The organism is Geodermatophilus sp. SYSU D00684, from assembly GCF_054050455.1.
Genome location: NZ_JBJGZI010000026.1, coordinates 45,714 through 68,306, shown reverse-complemented (window position 1 = coordinate 68,306; position 22,593 = coordinate 45,714). Strand labels below are relative to the sequence as shown.

Annotated in this window: 12 protein-coding genes; 7 read left to right on the top strand and 5 right to left on the bottom strand. The window is 75.6% G+C overall.

Features of this window, described 5'->3' with window-relative positions:
• Window positions 1-33: 33 nt before the first annotated feature.
• Both ACI79L_RS18425 and ACI79L_RS18420 read right to left on the bottom strand, forming a co-directional pair.
• Complete coding sequence (locus ACI79L_RS18425) at window positions 34-6,012, bottom strand: DUF4011 domain-containing protein (RefSeq protein ID WP_456938166.1); 5,979 nt, start codon at window positions 6,010-6,012, stop codon at window positions 34-36.
• A 133-nt stretch (window positions 6,013-6,145) separates the two neighbouring features.
• A complete protein-coding gene (locus ACI79L_RS18420) occupies window positions 6,146-7,033 on the bottom strand; it encodes an isocitrate lyase/PEP mutase family protein (protein ID WP_456938165.1) in 888 nt (295 codons plus the stop codon).
• A 189-nt stretch (window positions 7,034-7,222) separates the two neighbouring features.
• Between ACI79L_RS18420 and ACI79L_RS18415 the strand changes: the two genes are divergently transcribed.
• The 7 genes from ACI79L_RS18415 to ACI79L_RS18385 all read left to right on the top strand — a co-directional run bounded on the left by ACI79L_RS18415 (window position 7,223) and on the right by ACI79L_RS18385 (window position 14,431).
• The gene (locus ACI79L_RS18415; RefSeq protein WP_456938164.1) at window positions 7,223-7,915 is read left to right on the top strand and encodes a GntR family transcriptional regulator; all 693 of its coding nucleotides are present in this window, start codon (window positions 7,223-7,225) and stop codon (window positions 7,913-7,915) included.
• A complete protein-coding gene (locus ACI79L_RS18410) occupies window positions 7,912-9,987 on the top strand; it encodes a hydantoinase/oxoprolinase family protein (RefSeq protein ID WP_456938163.1) in 2,076 nt (691 codons plus the stop codon). The genes ACI79L_RS18415 and ACI79L_RS18410 overlap by 4 nt, the downstream gene beginning before the upstream one ends.
• Before the next feature lies 1 nt (window position 9,988).
• Window positions 9,989-11,866, top strand: coding sequence for a hydantoinase B/oxoprolinase family protein (locus ACI79L_RS18405; RefSeq protein WP_456938162.1), 1,878 nt, complete (start codon window positions 9,989-9,991; stop codon window positions 11,864-11,866).
• A complete protein-coding gene (locus tag ACI79L_RS18400; protein ID WP_456938161.1) occupies window positions 11,863-12,543 on the top strand; it encodes an isochorismatase family protein in 681 nt (226 codons plus the stop codon). The genes ACI79L_RS18405 and ACI79L_RS18400 overlap by 4 nt, the downstream gene beginning before the upstream one ends.
• 66 nt (window positions 12,544-12,609) lie before the next feature.
• On the top strand, window positions 12,610-13,110 hold the full coding sequence (locus ACI79L_RS18395) for a hypothetical protein (protein WP_456938160.1): 501 nt from the start codon (window positions 12,610-12,612) through the stop codon (window positions 13,108-13,110).
• A gap of 106 nt (window positions 13,111-13,216) precedes the next feature.
• Window positions 13,217-13,675, top strand: coding sequence for an NUDIX domain-containing protein (locus tag ACI79L_RS18390; protein WP_456938159.1), 459 nt, complete (start codon window positions 13,217-13,219; stop codon window positions 13,673-13,675).
• A gap of 231 nt (window positions 13,676-13,906) precedes the next feature.
• A complete protein-coding gene (locus tag ACI79L_RS18385) occupies window positions 13,907-14,431 on the top strand; it encodes a DUF4234 domain-containing protein (protein WP_456938158.1) in 525 nt (174 codons plus the stop codon).
• Between the two features lie 115 nt (window positions 14,432-14,546).
• Here the strand turns inward: ACI79L_RS18385 and ACI79L_RS18380 are convergent, their stop codons facing one another.
• From ACI79L_RS18380 to ACI79L_RS18370, 3 genes are read right to left on the bottom strand one after another with little or no spacing between them, the layout of a single operon-like run.
• The gene (locus ACI79L_RS18380; protein ID WP_456938157.1) at window positions 14,547-16,514 is read right to left on the bottom strand and encodes a GAP1-M domain-containing protein; all 1,968 of its coding nucleotides are present in this window, start codon (window positions 16,512-16,514) and stop codon (window positions 14,547-14,549) included.
• Window positions 16,511-19,147, bottom strand: a complete 2,637-nt coding sequence (locus ACI79L_RS18375) for a GAP1-N2 domain-containing protein (protein WP_456938156.1) — start codon at window positions 19,145-19,147, stop codon at window positions 16,511-16,513. The genes ACI79L_RS18380 and ACI79L_RS18375 overlap by 4 nt, the downstream gene beginning before the upstream one ends.
• Before the next feature lie 10 nt (window positions 19,148-19,157).
• Complete coding sequence (locus tag ACI79L_RS18370) at window positions 19,158-22,436, bottom strand: TRAFAC clade GTPase domain-containing protein (protein WP_456938155.1); 3,279 nt, start codon at window positions 22,434-22,436, stop codon at window positions 19,158-19,160.
• Window positions 22,437-22,593: the final 157 nt, after the last annotated feature.

The following is a 22,593-nucleotide window of genomic DNA, read 5'->3' as shown; positions in this document are numbered from 1 at the left end:
CTCCGGCGGCAGAAATGGCCATTTCTGCCGCCCTCAGGCGGTGAGGCGGCCGTCGTCGCCGGCGGTGACGCGACCGGCCGCGGTGACGCGGGCCAGCGCCCCGGCCAGCAGCGGCGCCAGCGACGGCGTGCGGCGGCGGTAGCCGAACACCTCGGCGGTGCGCAGGAACAACTCGTCCTGGGTCAGCCCGCCGGGCGCGCGGCACAGCGCGACCATCGCGTTGCCGACCTCCTGCACCGGCACCTGCTCGAGCGGGCGCGCGGCGCTGGCGGTCTGGCGGCGGAACGCGGTCCAGGTCTCCCGGTCCAGCGTCTCGGGCCAGACGACGTCGCCGTCGAGCGAGCCCGCGGGCAGCAGGGCCAGCAGCGCGTCGCGGCGGGCCTCGCTCACCCGGCTCAGCCCGAACGCGCCGGCGGCCAGCCGGACGAGGCGGTCGCGGTGCACCGGCCCCTCGGCCCTGACCCCGGCGGTCAGGACGCGCTTGACCAGGCGGGCGTTGCGCGGGTCGGCCAGGCCGTCGAGGACCTTGCGGTCGCCCGCGGGCTTCGGCGCCCACGCGCGGAAGCGCAGCTCCTGCGGAGGCTCCTCGACGGGGTCGGGGACGACGGTCAGCGGCACCGGGGTCACCGGCGTCGTCACCACCGGGGCCTCGACCGGCGCGTGCCGCGGCACCGGCAGCGCCGTGACGGCGGCGGACACCATCGAGCGCAGCGTCGGCAGCCCGCGCGGCTCGGGGTCGGGCTCCGGCCCGGCGGCGGGCCCGGGCTCCGGCGCGGCGACGGGGAGCTCGACCACGGGGGCGGGGACGTCGTCCACCACGGTGAGCGCGGCGGCCGGGGGAGCGGGCGCCGGCTCGGGGACCGTGGCCACCGCGGCGGCCAGGCGGTCGAGGACGGCGTCGCGCTCGCGCAGCCACGAGGGCAGCCACACCCGCTCGACCGCGGGCCAGCCGAGCATGCCGGACAGCACCTCGACCGGCAGGCCGTCGCGGTCGCCGACGGTGCGGCGGCGCGCCCACTCGGGGCCGTCGAGCAGCACCGCCACGACCGGGCTCTCCGGGGAGGAGGGCCGGGCCACGGACAGGTCGACCCGGAACTCCGACAGCCCGACGTCGGTGCGCACCGCCAGCCCCCGCCCGCGCAGCGCCGCGGCGATCTCCTCGCGGTGCCGGTCGGGCACCGACGGCCGCCGGGCCTCGCGGGGCAGCGCGTCGGTGCCGAGCGCGGCCAGGTCGAGGTAGGCGCGCAGGTGCTTGATGCCCAGCGACGACGTCTGCTCCGCGCGCAGCGCCGACGGGTCGAAGGAGGAGAAGACGACGACCTGCCGCCGGGCGCGGGTGATCGCCACGTTGAGCCGGCGCTCGCCGCCCACCCGGTTGAGCGGGCCGAAGTTCAGCGGCAGCACGCCGCGGTCGTCGGGGCTGAAGCCGGTGGAGAACAGCACGACGTCGCGCTCGTCGCCCTGCACGTTCTCCAGGTTCTTGACGAACAGGCCCTCGCCGTCGGTGCGGTCCAGCGCCTCGGCCAGCCGCTCGTCGCCGGCGTCCCGCAGCAGCGACTCGATGTAGGCCCGCTGCTGGGCGTTGAAGGTGACCACGCCGATCGACGGCACCGCGTCCGGCGAGGCGTCGAAGCGGCGGCGGACCTCGGCGACGACCGCCTTGGCCTCCATCGGGTTGGTCCGCAGCAGCCGGCCGGCGCCGGCGCGGTGGAAGGTGCCCTGCACCCGGACCAGCGAGATGCCGCGGCCGCCGACGTCGGCCGAGGGCCGCCCGTGGGTGGGCGCCGGGAACGACGACAGCCGGTTCTCGTAGTAGTGCGCGTTGCTGAACGCGATCAGCGACTCGTCCTGGCTGCGGTAGTGCCATGACAGCCAGTGCCGCGGCACCCGCGCCTGCACGCACTCGGAGAGGATCGACTCCTCGTCCTCGACGGCGGTGCCGAGCAGCTCGGCGAGCTCGTCGTCGAGGACGGACACCGGCTCGGCGAACGACGTCGGCGGCATCTGCTCGCTGTCGCCGACGACCACGGCCGCCCTCGCCCGGCCCAGCGCGCCGACGGCGTCGGCGACGCGGATCTGCGAGGCCTCGTCGAAGACCACCAGGTCGAACAGCCCGGCCTTCGCGGGGAAGAACCGCGCCACCGAGTCGGGGCTGACCAGCACGCACGGCATGACCGCGGTGACCAGGTCGCCGTACTCGGCCAGCAGCGCGCGCACGCCCGGGCCGCGGCGGGAGCGGCCGAGCTCGCGCTGCAGCGCGCCGAGCCGGTCGTCCGCGTCACCGAGGTCCCGGCCGGCGAGCACCTCGGCCGGCAGCGCGGCGGTCAGGTGCCGGCGCACCGCCCGGGAGGCGGCGGTGAACCGGGTGATCGCCTTCCCGTGCGCGGCCTCGTCGAACCCGTCCAGCCCGGTGGCGGCGCGGCGCTCGGCCGTCGACGCGGCGGCCAGGCCGTGCTCGAACGCGCGCGGGGCGTCCTCGGCGGGCAGCCGGCCGGACACCAGGGCGGCGCGGGCCTCGGTCAGCCCGGCGGCGCGCAGCGGCTCGAGGGTGTCGAGGAACTCCGCCCAGCGGCGCAGTGAGATCAGCCCGCTGTGCTCGACGCCGCGCTCCGGGCGGGTCATCGCCCAGCGCAGCACCACGCCGTCGTCGCCGCACCAGGCGGCCAGCGCGGCGGGGGTGCTGGAGCAGACCCGCAGCAGCGCGTCGAGCCCGTCGCGCAGCCGGAGGACGGCGGTGGCCGCGGCGGCGTCCGGCCCGGGACCGGCGACGACGTGGCGGCGCAGCGCGACGGCGAACTCGCGGGCGCTGTCGACGACCGCGCCGGCGCGGCGCAGCCAGGCGACCTGCCCGTCGAGCAGCGTCGGGTCCAGCAGCGGGTTCCAGCCGGCCGGCACCGACAGCCCGGGGATCACCGAGGCGCGGGCGGCGATGCCGGCGGCGGCGGTCTGCAGCCGCCACAGCGAGGCGGTGAGCTCGGCGACGTCGCGCAGCTTCACCGTCACGCCCGGGCGCAGCACCGGCGCCAACTGCGCCCGCACCGCGCGCAGCCCCTGCCGGCGGGCCCACCAGCGGGCGGCCTGCGCGGTCTGGGCGGCGACGTAGAGGTCGGCCAGCGGCAGCGCCAGCGCCTCGGGGGTCGCGAGCTCCAGCCCGGGGTGGACGGCGGAGGTGAAGGCGGCGACCTCGCCGAGCACCGTCGCCGTCGCGGTCGTCCAGCGCTCGGTGGGCACCTCGTCGAGGACGTCGAGGCCCACCGCGGGACCGGACAGCAGGTGGGCGAGGTCGTCGAGGTCGCCCGGGGTGCGCACCTCGCGCAGCGCCCGCGCCAGGTGCTCCTCGGCGGGCAGCGCGCGCATGGCGGCGTCGACCTCGGCGGCGGCGGCCTGGGCGGCGCGCAGGTCGATCCGCGCGGTGTCGACGAACGCCCACGGGTGCCGCGGCGAGGGGCGGACCAGGTCGGCGACGTCGGGCAGCAGCGCCAGCGCGCGGCGCACCTCGGCCAGCGTCGCGGCGGGCGCGGCGGCGGCGAAGGTCTGCGGCACGGGCAGCTGCGGGACGTCGCCGCCGAGCGCGAGCTGCGCGGTCCGCGCGGAGTAGTAGGACAGCCCGGCGGCGTTCGGCGCGTGCAGCCGGTCGGCGTAGCGGGCCAGCGTGCGGCGGGCGGCGCGCAGGTCGTCGCCGTCGGCGGCCAGGCCCTGCTCGTCGACGGCGACCGCGTGGTCCAGCGCCGCGCGCACCCGGGCGCGGACCTCCGCGGCGCGGGCGCCCCGGTCGTGCAGGTCGAGGGCGAACGGGCCCATGCCGACCGCCTCGAGCCGCCGGGCGACGACGTCGAGCGCGGCCCGCTTCTCGGCCACGAACAGCACCCGCTTGCCGTCGGCGACCGCGCGGGTGAGCAGGTTGGTGATGGTCTGCGACTTGCCGGTGCCGGGCGGGCCCTCGAGCACGAACGTGCGCCCGGCGACGCCCTCGGCCACCGCGCGCAGCTGCGAGGCGTCGGCGGGGACGGGGCAGCGGGCGGCCAGCTCGTCGAGGTCGACGTCGGCGGCCGCGGCCGGCACCGGGTCGGCGAACGCCTCGGTCGGGGCGTGCACGAGGTGGTGCACCAGCGGGTTGGCGGTGAGCTCGGCCCAGTGCTCGTCGAGGTCGCGCCAGAGCCGGTACTTGGCGAACTGCAGGACGGCGAGGTCGGCGGTGGCCTCGACGCGGAACGGCAGCCCGGCGTCGGCCAGCGCCTGGCGGACGGCGGTCAGCGCGGTGTCGACGTCGACGCCCTCGCCGTCCAGCCCCGGGACGGTCAGGCCGTGCACCTGGCGCAGCTTCTCCAGCAGGCACCAGTTGGGGCTGGCGGCGGAGGACTCGTCGGCGGTGAGCCGGTAGGCGCCGGTGCGGCCGGCGGGGGAGAGGACCACCGGCAGCAGCAGCAGCGGCGAGCGCAGCGACCGGCCGTCGAGCTCCCACGCCAGGCTGCCGATCGCGACGTAGAGGTTGTTGGCGCCGGTCTCCTCGCGGACGGTCCGCGCCCGGTGCGCCAGCCCGCGCAGCCGGGGCAGGTAGCCGCCCTCGGTGACGTCGGCGTGCACCGACCGGCGCTCGACCAGCGCCTCGCCGAGCAGGCCGACCGGCAGCTCGCGGGCCGAGCGCACGCCGCGCTCGACGTGCACGGCGGCCAGCCGGTCGCCCGGCAGCAGCGTGACGGCGTCGTCGCCGGTGAGCAGGTCGGCCAGGCCCGCGAGGTAGGCGTCGGGGACGACCAGCGGCAGGCCGGCGCCCTCGGTGTAGTTGATCAGCCGGTTGCGCAGGCTGAGGTCGAGCAGGCTGTTCTTCCACTGCTGCACCCGCGGCGGCACGCCCGGGCGGCCGCCGGCGACCGGCGCGGCGTGCCGGCCGGCCGGGCGGGCGGCGGGGTCGTGCTCGGCGGCGCGGTACTCGATGACCTGCACCGTGCCGTCCGGGCCACGGGTGCGGGCGGGCAGCGGCAGGATGCCGTCGCGGCGGGCGCGGTGGACGTCGGTGACGCCGACGACGCGGTCCAGCGCACCGGGCAGCCAGGCGTCGTAGGCGGCGCGGTGCAGCCGCTCGGGGTCGGGGTCCTCGGCGCTGCGGCTGGTGAGCAGCGTCGTCTCCACCAGCCGCACCAGGCCGAGGTCGACCAGGTTGACCAGCGGCGCGACGTCGGTGGTGGCCGCGCTCTCCGCGCTGCGCTCCTCCCGCCAGTAGCCGAGGAAGGCGTGCCCGTCGGCCACCCACAGCAGCGGCCGGACGCCGGCGGCCTCGAGCGCGGCGGCGAGCACGACGACGGTGTCCAGGCAGGTGCCGACCCGGCCGTCGAGGACGTCGCCCGGGGTGCGCACCTTCTGGCCGATGTCGGCCCAGCTGGCCGGGGGCTCGCTGTAGCGGATGCCGCGGGCGCGCACGGCCGCGGCGATGGCGGCGACGATCTCGTCGACCCGCTCGGGCCCGGCCTGGTAGCCCTGCACCGACGGGTCGTCGGTACGCGCCTCGAGCACCGCGGCGGCCTCGGCCAGCAGCGCGGTCACCGCGGGGTGGTTGGGCAGCACGTGCGCGGCGAGCATCTCCAGCGCCAGCGGCACCGGGGTGGCCAGCCACTGGCTGGCGGCGAGCACCTGCACCGGGACGGCGGTGCCGGCGACGTCCACGCCGTCGACGGCGACGTCGATCTCGATCGAGCCGGGCCGCTGCTCCTCGATCTGCAGCATCGCGGCCGGGTCCATGACCAGGCCGACGTCGCTGAGCACGGTGGTGGTGCCGGCGTCGAGGTCGACCAGCAGCTCGACCGGGCTGCCGATGGGGCCCTCGGCGTCCTGGACGCCCAGGCGCACGGTCGCGCCGCGGACCGCCGCGCCGTGGTTGGTGAACGCCAGCCGCGACACGACCGGGACGCGGTTGTGCGCGAGGGCGTAGGAGAGCACTGGCGTGCTGGTGGCCGAGATCGCCACGGCAGCCCGGACCCCGTCGTGCGGATGCGGGCGGGTGTCCGTGGTGCTCATGGCCTCCTGTCTACCGGTCCGGACGGACCGGTCCGGTCATCCGCGTGGAGCGTCTGGGGCGGGTGTGACGGGAGGGCCGAGACGTTGCCGGGCGGGCGCCCGCGGCTGCCGATGAGGGGTCTCCGGGGACTCCTCAGCCGGCGAAGCGCTGCTCGAGGTCCTGCACCTCGGGGAGGCCGACGAGGTCGGTGAACTCGCCGAAGGTGGGCAGCCCGTCGAGCGGCGGGACGCCCTGCTGCCGCAGCGACGCCAGCAGCGAGCGGACGCCGGCGGTGGCGGCCAGCAGCGTGCCGATCGGGTAGATCACCAGGGCGAAGCCGAGCTCGGCCATGCGCGCCAGCGACAGCGGCGGCGTGCGCCCGCCCTCGGCCCAGTTGAAGACCAGCGGGGCCACCCCGGCCAGCTCGCCGGCGATCCGCTCGACGTCGGCCTCGCTGGTCGGCGCCTCGACGAAGAGCAGGTCGGCGCCGGCCTCGGCGTAGGCGCGGGCGCGGGCCAGCGCGTCGTCGACCCCGGTGACGGCGACGGCGTCGGTGCGCGCGATCAGCACCAGGTCCGGGTCGCGCCGGGCGGCCGCGGCGGCGCGGATCTTGCCGGCCATCTCCCCGGTACCGATCAGCGCCTTGCCGCTCATGTGCCCGCACTTCTTGGGCATCACCTGGTCCTCGAGCTGGATGCCGGCCACCCCGGCCTGCTCGTGGAGCTGCACCGTGCGGACGACGTTGATCGCGTTGCCGTAACCGGTGTCGGCGTCGGCGATCACCGGGAGGTCGACGGCGGCGGCGATCCGGCGCGCGTTGTCGACCATCTCCGCGCCCGACAGCAACCCGACGTCGGGCCGGCCGAGCAGCCCCGCGGTCGTCCCGAACCCGGTCATGTAGACGGCGTCGAAGCCGGCCTGCTCGACCAGCCGGGCGGTCAGCGCGTCGTAGGCGCCCGGCGCCATCAGGGGTCCCGGGCCGGCGAGCAGTTCGCGCAGCCGGGCCCGCGGGGCTCGCGCACCGCTCAGCAGATCCGCCACGGTGGCCTCCTCGTGTGTCGTCCCGTGCCCGCCCGGTTGCATACAGCGACCGGTGCGGCGCCGGTGGGTCACCGGGAGTCTGCACCGTCCGCGACATGCGCAGCAACGGGGCAGGGCGGTCCTGCGGGCCCTTGTGCGCCCTCGATCCTTGCCCCTAGTTTGCATGCAATCCCCGAGGAGGTGTGACCGGTGACACGCCCTCTGACGTCGGCCGAGCGTGCCCTGGCGACCCTCCGCGACCTGATCATGGGCGGCGACCTCGCCCCCGGCGCGCGCCTCGGCGAGGTGGAGCTGGCCGAGCGGCTCGGGGTGAGCCGCACGCCGGTGCGCGAGGCGCTGTCGCGGCTGGCCTCCGAGGGGCTCGTGGAGCTGGTCCCCAACCGAGGCGCACGGGTGGCCACCTGGACCGTCGCCGAGCTGGAGGGCGTGTTCGACCTGCGCTCGGTCCTGGAGCCCCAGCTCACCGCGCACGCGGTCCCGAACGCCCGACCGGCCGACGTCGACGAGCTCGACGGTCTCGCCCGCCGGATGCTCGCCGTCGGCACCCCCGGCCCGGACCAGGACCTCGACGCCCTGGTACCGCTCAACCGCGCGTTCCACGACCGGCTGGTCGCGCTGGCCGCGCACCCCACCCTGGCCGCCGCGCTGGCCGCCGCCATCCACCCGCCGATCGTGCGGCGCAACTTCCTCACCTACGACGAGGAGTCGCTGCGCCGCAGCCTGGCGCACCACGCCGAGATCGTCGCCGCCCTGCGCGCGGGTGACCCGGAGTGGGCCCGCGCCGTCATGACCTCGCACATCGCCAACGCCCGGGCCGTGATGGTCCGGGCCGCCCGGCTGCAGGCGACCGATCCCGCGACCCGGAACGAGGAGACCGCATGAGCTACCGGCTCGGAGTCGACGTCGGGGGCACCTTCACCGACGTCCTGCTCGTGGACGAGGACAGCGGCGCGACGTGGCGCGCCAAGACCACCTCCACCCCGGCCGACCAGGCGGTCGGCGTCCTCACCGGCATCGGGAGGGTGTGCGCCGACGCGGGCATCTCGATGCGCGAGGTGGCACAGGTGCTGCACGGCACCACGGTGGCCACCAACGCGATCCTGGAGGGCAAGGGCGCCCGCGTCGGACTGGTCACCACGCGCGGCTTCCGGCAGGTCCTGCAGATCGCCCGCTCCTTCGTCCCGGGCGGGCTGGCCGGCTGGATCATCTGGCCCAAGCCCGAGCCGCTGGCCGACCTGGAGGACACCGTCGAGGTCGAGGGGCGGATCGCCAGCGACGGGTCGGAGGTGCGCCCCCTCGACGAGGCCGACGTCCGGGCGCAGCTGGAGCGGCTGGCGGGCCACGGCACCCAGCGGCAGGGTGTGCAGGCCCTCGCCGTCAGCCTGGTCAACTCCTTCGCCGACGCGTCCCACGAGCGGCGGGTCCGGGAGATCGCCGCGGAGGTGCTGCCCGGCGTCCCGGTGTCGCTGTCCTCCGACGTGCTCCCCGAGCTGCGCGAGTACGAGCGCACGCTGACCACCGTCGCCAACGGCTACGTGCAGCCGCAGGTGGAGAAGTACGTGCGGCACCTCTCCGGCGGGCTGCGCGAGGGCGGGGTGACCGGTGAGCTGTCGGTCCTGCGCAGCGACGGCGGCCTGCAGTCGGCCGACGCCGCGGTCGAGGCGCCGGTCAGCATGCTGCTGTCGGGCCCCGCCGGCGGGGTGACCGGCGCGGTGTGGGTGGCCGAGCAGTGCGGCCACCGCGACCTCATCACCTTCGACATGGGCGGCACCTCGACCGACGTGGCGCTGGTCCGCGACCTCTCCCCGCGGATCGGCCGCGAGACGAAGGTCGGCGACCTCACCGTGCGGGCCTCCAGCGTCGACGTCCGCACGGTCGGCGCCGGCGGCGGCTCGATCGCGCACGTGCCGGAGCTGACCCGCGCGCTGCGGGTCGGCCCGCAGTCGGCCGGTGCCGACCCGGGCCCGGCGGCCTACGGCAGGGGCGGCGTGGAGCCGACGGTCACCGACGCGAACGTCGTCCTCGGCTACCTGCCCTCGGCCCTCGCCGGCGGGGAGATCACCCTCGACGTGCAGGCCGCGCGCGACGCCGTCGGCAAGGTCGCCGAGGCGATGGGCCTGGACTCCCCGGAGGCCGCGGCCGCCGGGATCGTCGACATCGTCAACGAGAACATGCTCGGCGGGCTGCGGCTGGTGTCGGTGCAGCAGGGCTTCGACCCCCGTGACTTCGCGCTGGTCGCCTTCGGGGGCGCCGGGCCGCTGCACGCCAACGCGCTCGGGGTGCTGACCGGCGCGTGGCCGGTCATCGTGCCGCCGTCGCCCGGGGTGCTGTGCGCCCTCGGTGACGCCACCACCAGCCGGCGCGACGAGTCCGCCCGCACGGTGCTGCGGCGCTTCGGCCAGCTCGGCGACGACGAGCTGGTGCAGGTGCTGCGCGAGCTGGCCGACGACGCCGGTCAGCGGCTGGCCGCCCAGGGCCTGCCCCGGGAGCAGCAGACGGTCGGCTACCAGGTCGACGTCCGCTACCACGGCCAGGGCTTCGAGATCCCGGTGACCGTCGACCCTGCCTGGCTCGACGGCGGGCAGCCGCTGGCCGAACTCGGCCGTGCCTTCGACGCCGAGCACGACCGGCTGTTCTCCTTCCTCCTCACCGTCGACCACGAGCTGGTCAACGCCCGCGCCACCGTCACCGGCCCGCGGCCCGACGTCGCGCCCGTGCGGCTCGAGCCCGGGAACGGCGACCCGGAGGGCGCGCTGGTGAGCGAGCACCCGCTGCACGTCGGCGGTGAGCGGGTCTCGGCGTCGGTCTACGACCGGGCCCGGCTGCGCGCGGGCGACGTCGTCACCGGGCCCGCGATCGTCACCGAGATGGACAGCACCACCCTCGTCCTGCCCGGACACGTGGCCACCGTCCACGCGTCGGGTTCCCTGCTCATCACCCCGGTGGAGGGCTGACATGGCACGGATCATCGAGACCGCCACCGGTACCGTCGAGCGGGTCGACGTCGACCCGGTCACCCTCGACCTCATCGAGAACGGGCTGCGCAACGCCCGCTACGAGATGGACGAGGTGCTGTTCCGCACCGCCCTCTCGCCCGGCATCCGCGAGCAGCACGACGAGTTCCCGCTCATCGGCGACCCGAGCGGGAAGATGGTCGTCGGCCAGTTCGGCCTGTCCATCCCCGACTTCCTCGAGGGCTTCGACGACACCGTCGAGGAGGGCGACGTCCTCCTCACCAGCGACCCCTACGCCTGCGGTGCGGCGATCAGCCACGCCAACGACTGGCTGGTGGTCATGCCGGTCTTCCACGAGGGCCGGGTCGTGGGCTGGGCGTCGATGTTCGGCCACATGTCCGACGTCGGCGGCAAGACGCCGTCGTCGATGCCCACCGACGCCCGGACGATCTACGAGGAGGGCGTGGTCATCCCGCCCTTCAAGCTCCACCGCCGCGGGCAGCTCAACGAGGACGCGCTGCGGATCATCCTCAACCAGGTCCGCATGCCCGACTGGAACCGCGCCGATCTCAACGGCCTGGTCGCCGCCTGCCGCACCGCCGGCCGGCGGGTGGTGGAGATGTGCACCCGGTTCGGTACGGCCACCTACCTGTCGGCGCTCGACGCACTCCTGCAGCGCAACCACGACGCGATGAAGGTGCTGCTGCAGATGGTGTTCGAGGAGGGCCGCACGCTCTCGTTCACCGACTACATCTGCGACGACGGCGTGGGCAACGGCCCCTACGAGCTGAAGCTGTCGCTGACCCGCACCGGCGAGAAGGTGCACCTGGACTTCACCGGGTCCTCGCCCCAGGCGGCCGGGCCGATCAACTACTACATCAACGAGAACCTGACCCGGATGTTCTTCGGGATCTACATGATCACCGTGGCCGACCCGCAGATCCTCTGGAACGACGGGTTCTACCCGCTGATCGACGTCACGATCCCGGACGGGTCCTACTGGAAGCCCGCCCACCCGGCCGCGCTCAACGGCCGCAACCACGGCATCGGGCGGGTCTTCGACCTCTTCGGCGGGCTGCTCGGGCAGACGAACCCGGCGCTCCTCAACGCCGCCGGCTTCTCCTCCTCGCCGCACTTCATGTACTCCGGCCACTACTCCGGCGGCGAGCGGAAGGGGGAGTGGTTCCAGCTCTACTCGATCGGCTTCGGCGGCATCCCCGGCCGGCCGCTCGGCGACGGCCCGGACGGCCACTCGCTGTGGCCGAGCTTCGTCAACATCCCCTGCGAGTACCTGGAGTCCTACTACCCGCTGCGGATCGAGCGGTGGGAGACCGTCGCCGACACCGGCGGCGCCGGCCTGCACCGCGGCGGCAACGGCGTCGACGTCGCCTACGTGTTCGAGGAGCCCGGCGAGATCGCCATCCACGACGACCGCTGGCTCACCTACCCGTGGGGCGTCAACGGCGGCGAGCCCGGCGCCCGCGGCCGCAAGTGGATCGACCGGGCCGACGGCACCCGCGAGGTGCTGCCGAGCAAGTGCCACGGGGTGCCGGTGTCCCCGGGCGACGTCCTGCACTTCGTCACCTGGGGCGGCGGCGGGTGGGGCGACCCGCTCGAGCGCGACCCCGAGCTGGTGGCGCGGGAGGTGCGCCGCGGGCTGGTCACCCAGGACGGCGCCCGGCGCTACGGCGTCGTCGTCTGCGACGGCGGCGAGGTGGACACAGAGGCCACCGAGACCCTGCGCGACCAGCTGCGCGCCGACCGCCCCGCCGAGCTGCCGGTCTTCGACATGGGCCCGCCGGTCGAGGAGCTGCTGGCCCGGTGCGAGGAGGAGACCGGACTGCCGGCGCCGCGGCGCCCGGTGTGGTCGGCGACGTGACCGGGGCCGGGCCGCACGGCCCGGCGTTCTCCGGCCGGGTGGGCTGGGGGACCCGCCCGGGCGTGGTGGTCATCGACCTGTGCCGGGCCTACACCGAGCCCGGCGGGCCGTTCGCGCTGCCCGACCCGGGGCCGGCGGTCGAGGCGGCGCGGGCGCTGGTGGAGGCCGCGCGCGCCGGCGGGCACCCCGTCGTCTGGACGGCGGTCCGGTACTCGGCCGGGCTGGCCGACGGCGGGCTGTTCGTCCGCAAGGTCCCGGCGCTGGCGGCGTTCGCCGAGGACGCGGACGGCGACTGGGGCCGGCTCGCGCTGACGCCGTCGCCGGGGGAGCCGGTGGTGGTCAAGCAGTACGCCTCGGGCTTCTTCGGCACCCCGCTGGCCTCCACGCTGCACACCCTCGGCGTGGACACCGTGGTGCTGGCCGGGGTCTCGACGTCGGGGTGCGTGCGCGCGACGGCGATGGACGCGCTCAACGCCGGGTTCCGGCCGCAGGTGGTCCGGGAGGCGTGCGCCGACCGGAGCGCGGCGGTGCACGAGAACAACCTGGCCGACCTCGACGCCAAGTACGCCGACGTCACCGGCCTCGCCGACGCGCTGGCCCACCTCCAGCGCCCGCAGCCGCGGCTCCTCCCGGATGCCCCCTCCCGGGAGGAGCCGCCCCCACTGGGACGGGTGTGACGGGCGGGCGGGCCGCCCGCGGGTCGCGGACCGGATCCGGCCCGCCCGCTCCGTAGGTTCGCCGGGATGCACACCGCCCGCCTCGACCCGGTCCCCGCGCCCGATCCCGCCGGCGAGCACGACACCGACGTGCTGCCCACCCGCTCCCGCCACCGGGCGGCGCGCGGAGGGCTGCGCCGGCGGTGGCTCGGCATCGGCGCGGCCGCGGTGCTGCTGCTCCTCGTCGCCGGGCTGGCCGTGCTGGTCGCCCCCGCGGTGCGCGGGGGAGCCGCGCCCGCGCCACCGCCGCTGTCCGGCCCCGCGCCGGTGAGCGCGCCGCCGGCCGGGCGGACGGCGACGCCGGGGCCCGAGCCCTCGGCCGAGCCGACCCCGGCGCCGGACCCGGAGCCCTCCCGGGTCGCGGAGGAGCCGGTGCCCACCGCGGCGCCGACGCTCGCCGTGCCGGCGACCCCGCCTCCGCCCATCGCCCCCGCCCCCGTCGCCCCCGCCCCCTGCGACGGTCCGGGACGCGGCAACGGCCACGGCCAGGGCAACGGTCACGGGACCGGCCCGGACGACTGCCGCTGACCGGTGTGACGGTCCCGAGACGACTCGTCCCACCGCTGGTGCCGGCACCCCGACCGGGGCCCGCCGCCGGGCGGCATGCCGTCTCCACCTACGAGAGGCTGGGGCGGTGCCGAGACGGAGCGCGGGGGTCCTGCTGTACCGGCGCACGCCCTCCGTGGAGGTGCTGCTCGGCCACATGGGCGGGCCGTTCTGGGCGCGGAAGGACGACGGCGCCTGGTCGTTCCCGAAGGGTGAGTACGCCGACGGCGAGGACCCGCTCGCGGTCGCGCACCGCGAGTTCGAGGAGGAGCTCGGCAGCCCCGTGCCGGCGACGTCGCTGGTGCCGCTCGGCGAGCTGCGGGCCAGCGGCAAGGTGCTCACCGTGTGGGCCGGCGAGGGCGACCTCGACGCGGACGCCGCCGTCAGCAACACGTTCACGATCGAGTGGCCGCCGCGGTCGGGGCGGCTGCAGGAGTTCCCGGAGATCGACCGCGCCGCCTGGTTCGGCGTCGACGAGGCGCGGGCCAAGCTGGTGAAGGGCCAGGTGCCCTACCTCGACCGGCTGCTGGACCTGCTCGCCGGCTGACCTTCGCGCCGCTCGTCGACCTGCTGCTGTCTCGGCCGTCCCGAGGCGACGTCAGGTCGACGTCCTGTGCTCGGTCCCCACGTCGCATCGGGCGGGGAGCCGGCACACGGCTGGGGTCGGCGTGACTGCTGTGCCCGTGTCGCCGGTCGCGTCCCGACGTCTCGGTACGGCGCTGTCTAGCTTGCTGCGACGCCGACGGAGACACCGCCGGCCCTTCCGAATCGGGGGACCATGACCACCTCTCCGTTCCCGGGTGCCCATGCGCAGCAGGCCGGCTACGCGGCCACGCCGTACTCCCCGTACGGCCAGGCTCCCTTCGGCCATGCGCCGGCCTTCCCGGGCTACACCGGCCAGCCGATGCCGCCCGTCCCGGCGGGCGCGCAGTACCCCCAGTCCGGTCCGATCGGCAAGGTCCGCAGCACCGGCATCGCCATCCTGCTGCTCATCGTGACCTTCGGGATCTACAGCCTGGTCTGGTTCTACTGCGTGCACGACGAGATGAAGCGGCACACCGGTCAGGGCCTCGGCGGCGGTCTGGCCCTGGTGATCGCGATCTTCTTCGGCATCGCGTCGCCGTACGTCGTCAGCAGCGAGGTCGGGAACCTCTACGCGCGGATGGGCCGCGCCAAGCCGGTCAGCGGTGCCACGGGGCTCTGGTACTTCCCGGGCATCTTCCTGGTCGTCGGCCCGATCGTCTGGTTCGTGAAGACCAACGGCGCGCTCAACGCCTACTGGCGGTCCCTCGGCGCCGCCTGAGCCGGACCGCTCGTCGTCGGCCGCGCCGTCCGCACCCGCGGGCGGCGCGGCCGACGTGTCAGTGGCCGGATCTCCGACGGCGAGCATCGGAACCGGGGTACGGCCGTCGTCCCGGCTACCGCCCCGCGGGTCGCTCGTGGTGCTCGACCAGGTTCGCGAGGGCGATGGGGACCACCTCGTGCTCGCGCAGCCGGGCGACCGCCGCCCGTGTGGTCGCGCTGGGTGCCGTGCGCTGCAGCACCGGCGCCAGGGCCCAGGAGAACGGGAGTCCGGCCGGCAGGACCGCCATGAGGACGGAGGCCGTGGCTGCGTCCAGCGAGTCGCCGGGGTAGGTGCTGTCAGCCGCCTGCGCGGCCACGCGCTCGACCGGCACCCCCCGGTTGGCCACCGTCGAGGAGACGGTGCCGAGGAACGCCGCGGCCCGCTCCAGCGGGGAGACCGTGGCCGAGCGCAGGACGTACACGCGGTGGGCGGCCCGCTCCCACTCGAGCGGGCCGGTGCGCTGCAGCGCCTCGACGCGGAGCTGCCCCACCGGCAGGGACAGCGAGCCCAGCCACCGGTGGACGTGGGGCGAGAACACCAGGCCGGGCAGCCGGCCGCCGTCCGCGAACAGCGGCGTCCCCTCGAGCTCGGGGACCAGCTCCTCCCACAGCCACCCGGGGATCGGTTCCCACCCCGCGCGCAGCGGGTCGGTGCGGGCGTCGAGCAGCGCGGGCACGAGGACGTCGGAGGCCAGGTCGACGACCTCCCGGCGGTCCGCGGCCGGCGCATCGGCGTCGAGCAGCGCCGCGACCTCGAGCAGGCTGCCGGGCAGGTCGTCGCCGCGTCGCTCCCGCGCCCGGTCGCGTGCCGCCTCGACCCCGCGCCGCACCGCGCCGGACAGCCGGGACAGGTTGCGGGCCAGCGACTCGCCGGCCTCGGGGACGACGCGCGTGCGGACGTCCTGCCACAGCACCTCGACACGGGAGGTCGGGCCCTCGACCGCTGCCTCGTCGACGACCGGACGGGTGTGCACGGCGAGGCGGCCGGTCAGCCGGTGCAGCAGCGGCCCGTCGCCGGCGAGCTCGGCCGGCCACTGCACGCGCACGAGGTCGGCGGCGTCCGCGGCGAGGTCGCCGAGGTCGTCGACGTCGTCGAGCAGCAGCACCGCGGCGCCGAGCGCCCACAGCGGCCTGCGGGTCGCCGGGCGACCGGACTCGCCGGCCAGCTCGTCGATCCGTTGCGCCACGTCCGGCAGCAGTCCGGCCACGACGACGGTCTCGGCCAGCCGCGCCCACGGGCCGACGCCCACCGTCGGGCCGGACCGCAACGCCCACCGGCTGCGGCCGCCGCGCACGGGCTGCTCGTCGTCGGCGAGCACCGTGAAGTCCCGGGTCGCCAGAGCCTCCGCCGCGGCGGCGTCGACCACGGGCACGCCGGCGACGGCGAAGGGCACGGCGCCGTCCGGCCGCGGGGCGACCAGCCGCTCGTGGGTGCTGAACGGCAGCCGCCAGGCCGACACGGGCAGCAGCAGCCGCCCGACCAGACACGCCCAGTGCGCTGCGGCGGCAGGATCGTCCCCCACGACGAGCAGCGGCCCGCCGTCGCGGAGGGCGTGCCCGACGGCAGCGAACACCACCTCGCGCTGGTCGGGATGCGTGCGGGCGAAGGCCGTGAGCGCCGCGTCGTCGATCGGGCCGGGGGTCAGTGGCGGCAGCGGGTAGCCGAGCGTCACCGTCCAGAGCGGGGCGTCCCAGAGCTCGGCCGGGCGTGGCAGCTGCCGGCCGACGCTGTCCGGGTCGACCACCAGGCAGGTCAGGCGCAGCCGGACGGCGCCCGAGGTCTCCGGCGCCGCGGCGGTCGCGCGCAGGCAGACGAGCCCGTGGTCCCCGACCGGGGACAGCGCGAGCCGGAACGGGCGACCCTCACGTCGGATGGCGGCCGAGGCGGGCGGCAGACCCGAGGAGGCGTCGCCGAGCACGCGGCGGACGTCGTCCTCGGACAGGCCGGGGGAGACCATCTGCGGCTCCCACCGCACCGGCCCGGCCGTCCCCGGCGGCCACGTGGCCTCGCCGACGACGAAGCCGCGAACCGGGCTGCTCACCTCTGCGTTCGCGGGAATGGAGACGGACGGCGGGGGTGCTCAGCGACAATGCGACGAGCCCAAGCGATGGCGTCCTCGCGCCACGAGTCCTCGCGGCGGTAGGCCTCGGATCCGGCGGTGCTGCCCGCGCCTTGCTTACGGGGAGTTTCGGCAACCAATCGCTCAACGGTGGCGACCAGATTGGCTTCCGGGTCGCCGCTGATGAACAGCGCCTCGGCAACCGTCTCAGCCCAGCGGCGACCACGTCGGTCGCCCTCGCCGGTCAGCCACCGTGATGCCCGGTCCTCCTCCGGCCAATGAACTGCTCTGGCGCCGCGGCAGAGGAGGTGTGCCGCGAGCAGCGACCGTGCGCCGGGATCGGTCTGGCCTTCTCGCAGCTTCGCCCAACCTTCGTCCCAGGGCATGCTCGGCCGCCAGGCGTAATCGGGCAGGCCCTTGATCGTTCTCAGTTGGCGGACGTCGATCCGGAGCATCGCTTCGGCGACTGGGATCCAGGCCGACGCCGGGTGCCGGTCAGTGACCGGTATGAGTACCGGTAGGAGTTGCTTGTATGCGGTGATGAGGACGTCCTCGGACCGACCGCCGCACATGTGCTGCTCGAGCAGCTTCTGTACGGCGGCCGGGATCTCCTCATCCCGTTGTCGGAACTGAGCGACCGCCGCTTGGCTGGTGGAACTGGGTGACGTGCGTTGCAGTACTGCGCCAAATGCTGATGCGAAAGGAATCCCCTGAGGAAGCGCCTCCATGAGGACAGTCGCAGTGATTAGGTCAAGCGTCCCTCGCGGATAAGTCTCGTCAGCGGCATAGCCGGCCCAGCGCTCGATCGGGATGCCCTCGGTGAATGCGTTGGAAGAGATCATGCTCAGGTATGCCGCTGCCCGCTCAAGCGGTGTGACGTCTTCCGCTCGGCGTATGAACAGCCGGTAAGCGGCGCGTTCCCATTCGATGGGTCCTGTGCCCTGCAGTTCGTCAACCGTCAGATCGCCGACTGGGACCGACAGGGACCCCAGCCACTCATGGGTAGCCGCTGACAGATTTCTACCGGGCAGTTCACTGCCATGCTGCAGTCCCGGCATGGCGGCGAGTGCGGGCAACAGGGAATTCCATAGCCAGGGCGGCACCGGCGCCCAGCCGCGGTCGATTGGATCGGTCGCCGGGTCGACCAGCCTGGGCACCAGCAGCTCCCGCGCCAGCTCGACCGCCCGCAGCCGCAGCTCCACCGGGTTCGTCGTGCCGTCCATCAGACCGGCGATCTCCAGGAGGTCCCTTGCAGGGTCGACCGCCTGCGACACCTTCTCCAGCGCGCCGCCGAGCACCTTGTCGAGCACGCGGAGCCCCGCGGGGGAGACCGCCGCCAGCGGCCCGGGAAGCGGGTGCTTCTCGAAGTCCACGGGTGAGGCCAGCGCCGTCCGGACCGGCTCGATCGATGCCCGGTGAGCCACCATGCCGTGGGGATCGACGCCGGCACGCTCGAGGATCCGCTCCGTGGCGTGCGACCCGGGAGCGGCGAGCTCTCGGACCCGCTCCAGCAGTCTGTCGAAGGTCGCCTCGGCGGGGAGGGAGGTGGGCCAGTGCTCGGCGACGACGTCGGCGGCCTCGCTGCCGAAGAACTCCGCCAGGTCGTCGTCGAGCAGGACCGCCGCCCCCAGTGCCCACAGCGGCCGGTCGAGGGTCGAGTCCTCCACCTCGACGGCAAGTGCCTCCACCTGTTCGGCCACCACGGGCAGGAACTCGGAGGTGATGACCGACTCGGCCAGCCGTGCCCAGGGACCCGCGGTCAGCTCGGCGCCGTCGTGCAGCGTCCAGCGGCCCAGGCTCGCGCGCGCCGGCTGCTCGTCGTCGCGGAGGACGGTGAACCGGCTGCCCGGCAGGGCGCCGGCGGCCGCGGCGTCGGCCGCCGGCACGCCGACGACGGCGAACGGCCAGCCGTTCGCCGCCCGGGCGTCCCGGAGCCGCTCGTAGGTGCTGAACGGCAGCCGCCACGCCGACGCGGGCAGCAGGAGCCGCCCGGCCAGGTGCAGCCAGGTGGCCACCGAGGAGAACGACGCGTCTCCGACGACGACCAGCGGGCCGGCACCACCCAGGTACCGCTCGACCGCCGCCAGCACGAGCTCGCGCTGGTCCGGGTGAGCGCGCGTGAAGGTCTCCAGCGCGGCGTCGTCCAGGGGCCCGCGCGTGAGATCCCGCAGGTGCTCGTCGAGCAGGGTCCCTTCGGCAGCCTGGGCACCCAGGGGCCGCCGCCACAGGGCGGCGTCCCACAGGTCGGCCGGGCGCAGGGGACGGCCCCGCCCGTCCGCCAGCCCGTCGCCGGAGAGGACCAGCCCGTGGGCGAAGGTGTTCGGCCGCCCCGAGTAGTCCGGCCCGGCCGCCACGATGGAACTCAGGCAGACCAGCGGCTCGGGACCGTCTAGCACGTCCAGCCGGAGGCAGTGCGGCAGGGCGTCGACGTCCGCCTTCGAGGCCAGCTCCGGCAGCGGCGGCGGCACGAACCCGCCGACGTTGCGGGCCGCCGCCCGGATGACCTCGTCGGACACCGGTCCGACCTTGGAGATGGCCGAGACCTTCCAGCCGGCGCCGGTGTCGAAGGGGCCGGGCCGGCGGGAGGCCGTGTAGGTGAACTGCGCGCGCAGCATGCTCGTGGCCTCAGCGTCCCGGCCAGCGGCCGGCGACCAGCCAGCGCAGCGGGTCCGGCACGCGGAAGGAGGACACGCCCGCCTCCGACAGGGTCGCGCCGGCCGGCGAGTGCCCCAGGGCGGACAGCGAGAAGTACTCGACCCGCGCGAAGGACTCCTCGGCCAGCGAGAGGAACTGCATGGCGTTGAGCCGCAGCAGCAGGCTGCGGGTCTCCTCGTGCACCTGGTAGCGGTCGTACGGGTCGAAGGCCAGCGAGTCACCGGCCGTCGGGTCGTGCATCAGGGCGGACCCGCCGTTGAGCAGCTCGGACAGGTCGGTGCCGGGCGTCCCCACCGCCTCGTGGATCCCGTCGAGCTTGCTGACGGCGACCATCAGCGGCATGCCGAGACGCCCCGCCTCGTTCGTTCGCCGCCGGATCTCGGTGATGACGTTGTTCAGCACGGTGAGCGGGTTGCCGGCCACCGGCGGCAGCGGGATCTGCCCCTCGAGGAAGTTGCGGACGTCCTCGATCTGCAGCGGGTCGAGCAGGAACAGCAGCGCGTCGCTGCGCGCCATCGTCGGGCCGTAGGGCGCCAGGGCGCCGGGGCGCTCCGTGTCCTCCCCGGCGACGTCGTAGAGCGCGAGGGTGCGGGCGCGGCCACCCCACTGGTCGAGCGTCATCAGCATCGGGGTGAGCAGGTCGGGGTTCTGCTCCACGGTCATCGTGGAGGGCAGCGCGCGGCCGTCCGTGAGGGACTCGCGCATGGCCTGCAGCCGGCCGACGGTGTAGGAGTCCAGCGGCGTCGCCGGGGCGCCGGTCGCCGGGCCCCACACCTTCTCGATCCAGTCGCACAACCGGACCAGGAACGTCGTCTTCCCGGTGCCGCGCGCGCCGACGACGGTGACGGTCACCGGGTCGGTGGCGGCCGCCTGGGACTGCAGCGGCGAGTGGCACGCCTTGCAGATGACCTCGCGGGACGGCGTGCTGCAGGTGGGGCATGCGACGCTGTCCATGCCCGGCGCAGCGGCGGCGAACAGGGGCCGGTCCTGGGTCGACCTGCCCAGGAAACCCGAGAGCACCGGGTCGACAGCGGGCTGGCAGCTGCCCGTGCAGCGGAACAGCGTCGGCAGGGCGTCCTGGGTGGTGCCGCAGGTGACGCACCGCAGCTGGCCCGGCGCCAGGGGCGCGGGCGCCGGGCCCGGCGGGCGCGGCACGGTCGGCGGCGGGACGACGGCGGGCCAGCCCGCCCGCTCGTGCTGGGCGAACAGCCGGGTGTAGCCGGGTCCCTCGGGCGGCAGCTCGCCCACCGGCGTCCACTGGTGCGGCACCAGCGTGTTGCCGCGGACGTCGATGGTGAGATCGGGCTGGCGCTCAAGATCCCAGGGGTTGAGCGGCATGCGGTCCCGGCGCGTCACGAACGCCACCCGGGCGGCGTCCTGCCACGGCCGCTCGACGTAGAGCGACAGCTGCCGGCGGCGGCCGATCCGGCCGGCCTTGTCGACCCGGTAGTAGAGGACCCAGCGGCCGGGGTAGGTGACCACCGTCGTGGGGCCGTGCGTCCACACACCGCCCGACCGGACCGAGCCGCGCAGGTGCAGGTCGCAGCCGTTCACCGGCAGGTTCTCCAGGCGCATGCCGCCCAGCCGCCGGTACTCCTGCTCGGAGATGCGCACGGCCGGGGTGCCGTCCGGGGGACCCCCCATGCCGCCGCGCTCGACCTCGACGAAGGTGGCGCCCACCGGCCAGGCGAAGCGCAGCAGCTGCCATCCCACCCGCTCGGTGAGCGTGACGTCGCGCGGGGCGCCGAGCAGGTCGACGACCGCCGCCGGCCCGACCGCCGCCTGGTCACCGATCAGCGTGACCGGCGTGTACGCGCGCCGGGCGCCCTCGGCCTGGCGGAACGGGATGCCCGGCACCATGGACACCGGCCCCTCGGCGAGCACCGGCTCACCCACCGGCCGTCCCAGGGGCAGCACGTCGAGCTGGCCGCGGCTGATGACCCGTCCGGTGGCGGCGTGCTCGGGCTTGTCACCGGCCTCGTAGACGACGACGGTGCCCAGGTCCGGCGTGGTCCACCGCAGCTCGACCCGCGCCATCGCCGTCTCGCCGGAGACGGCCGCGGTCAGGTCGGTCACCGGCTGCGGGACCGCCGGGATGGTGGCGACGGCCTCGATGCCCGTCGACAGGTGGGTGGCGGAGCCCTCCGTGAACTGGGTGAGGACGCGGTACTCGTAGCGGCGGCCGGGGAGCACGCCGGTGTCACGGGCATAGGCGGGGGTGCTGACGATCTCCCGCGCGGCGTCGAAGGTGGGCGGCAGCGCCTCGTCGGGGAGGCTGCGCAGCACCCGCACCCGGCTGACGCCCTGGGGCGCGGTCCAGCTCAGCACCACCGCGTCGTTGTGGACGCTGACGTGCAGGTCGGCGACCTCGGGCACGACCCGGCCGGCGGCGTGGTGCACCGCCTGCACCGTCGGCAGGCTCCCGGGGGCGTCCGCCGAGTAGCTGAACACCGAGACGAAGGGTCCCGTGCCGGCCGGGACGGACGCGCGCGGCTCGTCGGTCACGAGCACACGGGTGCCCGCGCTCGGCCGGGGCGGGATGCCGGTGGAGGAGGCGACGAGCAGGTAGACGACGGACCGGCCCGAGGCGTCCACCACCGGCCAGGAGATGTCGACGGTCCGGTCGTCGATGCGGCGGGTGGACACCTTGTCGCCGCGGGTCGCCCACTGGTCGACGTCGTCGGAGAACGCCTCGGGGCCGGGCAGGCCCGGGTCCTGGGCCACCGGCTCGGGCTCCGGGGCCGGGACGGGAGCCGGGGGCGGCGGGGCAGCGGCGGCCGGGCGTTCTGGAGTGAGAGCCGGCTCGGGCGCGGCGGCGTGCGCTGTGGCCGGCGGCGGGAGCGTGCCCGCGGCGCTGCGGGAGGCCGCCTGCTCGGGGGACGGCCCGCGGCGGTTGCGCCGCGCCGTGGGAGGCGGAGGCGTGGCCGGCGCCGGCGGGATGCTGTCGACGACGCGGCCGGCCGGCTGGTCGTCGACGCGGGTCAGGAAGCCCATGGCGCCGCCGGACGCGGGCGCGGCGGCCGGGGGCGCGGGGGGCGTCCCGCCACCGTTCTCGCGGACCAGCCGGGCCAGCTCGTGCACCGACGACGGCGCGAGCGTGATGCCCTTGTCCCTCAGCAGCCCGGCGAGCTGGTCGGGGTCCCCGACGCGGGACCGGGCGATGAGCAGCAGCACGCCGTCGCTCGCATCGGGAGCGACGCCGTGCTGGTCACGCGCGGTGCGCAGCGCGCTGTAGAGGGCTGACGCCACGGGGACTCCTCGTGTGGTGCGGGGACGGGACGGCGGGGGAGACCGCCCCGGAGGGGACGCGCGGATGGGCCGGCAGCGAGCCCAGGGGGGCCGGCGCTCTGTCACACTGCGGCGGCGTCCGGCCGGGTGGCCGGGGCACGGACGATCCGGATCCGGA

What these genes read in the sequence shown, in the direction of transcription:
- ACI79L_RS18395 (WP_456938160.1), top strand. Translation starts at nt 12,610, where the DNA reads ATGCACACCGCCCGCCTCGACCCGGTCCCCGCGCCCGATCCCGCCGGC.
- ACI79L_RS18385 (WP_456938158.1), top strand. Translation starts at nt 13,907, where the DNA reads ATGACCACCTCTCCGTTCCCGGGTGCCCATGCGCAGCAGGCCGGCTAC.
- ACI79L_RS18375 (WP_456938156.1), bottom strand. Translation starts at nt 19,147, where the DNA reads ATGCTGCGCGCGCAGTTCACCTACACGGCCTCCCGCCGGCCCGGCCCC.
- ACI79L_RS18425 (WP_456938166.1), bottom strand. Translation starts at nt 6,012, where the DNA reads ATGAGCACCACGGACACCCGCCCGCATCCGCACGACGGGGTCCGGGCT.
- ACI79L_RS18410 (WP_456938163.1), top strand. Translation starts at nt 7,912, where the DNA reads ATGAGCTACCGGCTCGGAGTCGACGTCGGGGGCACCTTCACCGACGTC.
- ACI79L_RS18405 (WP_456938162.1), top strand. Translation starts at nt 9,989, where the DNA reads ATGGCACGGATCATCGAGACCGCCACCGGTACCGTCGAGCGGGTCGAC.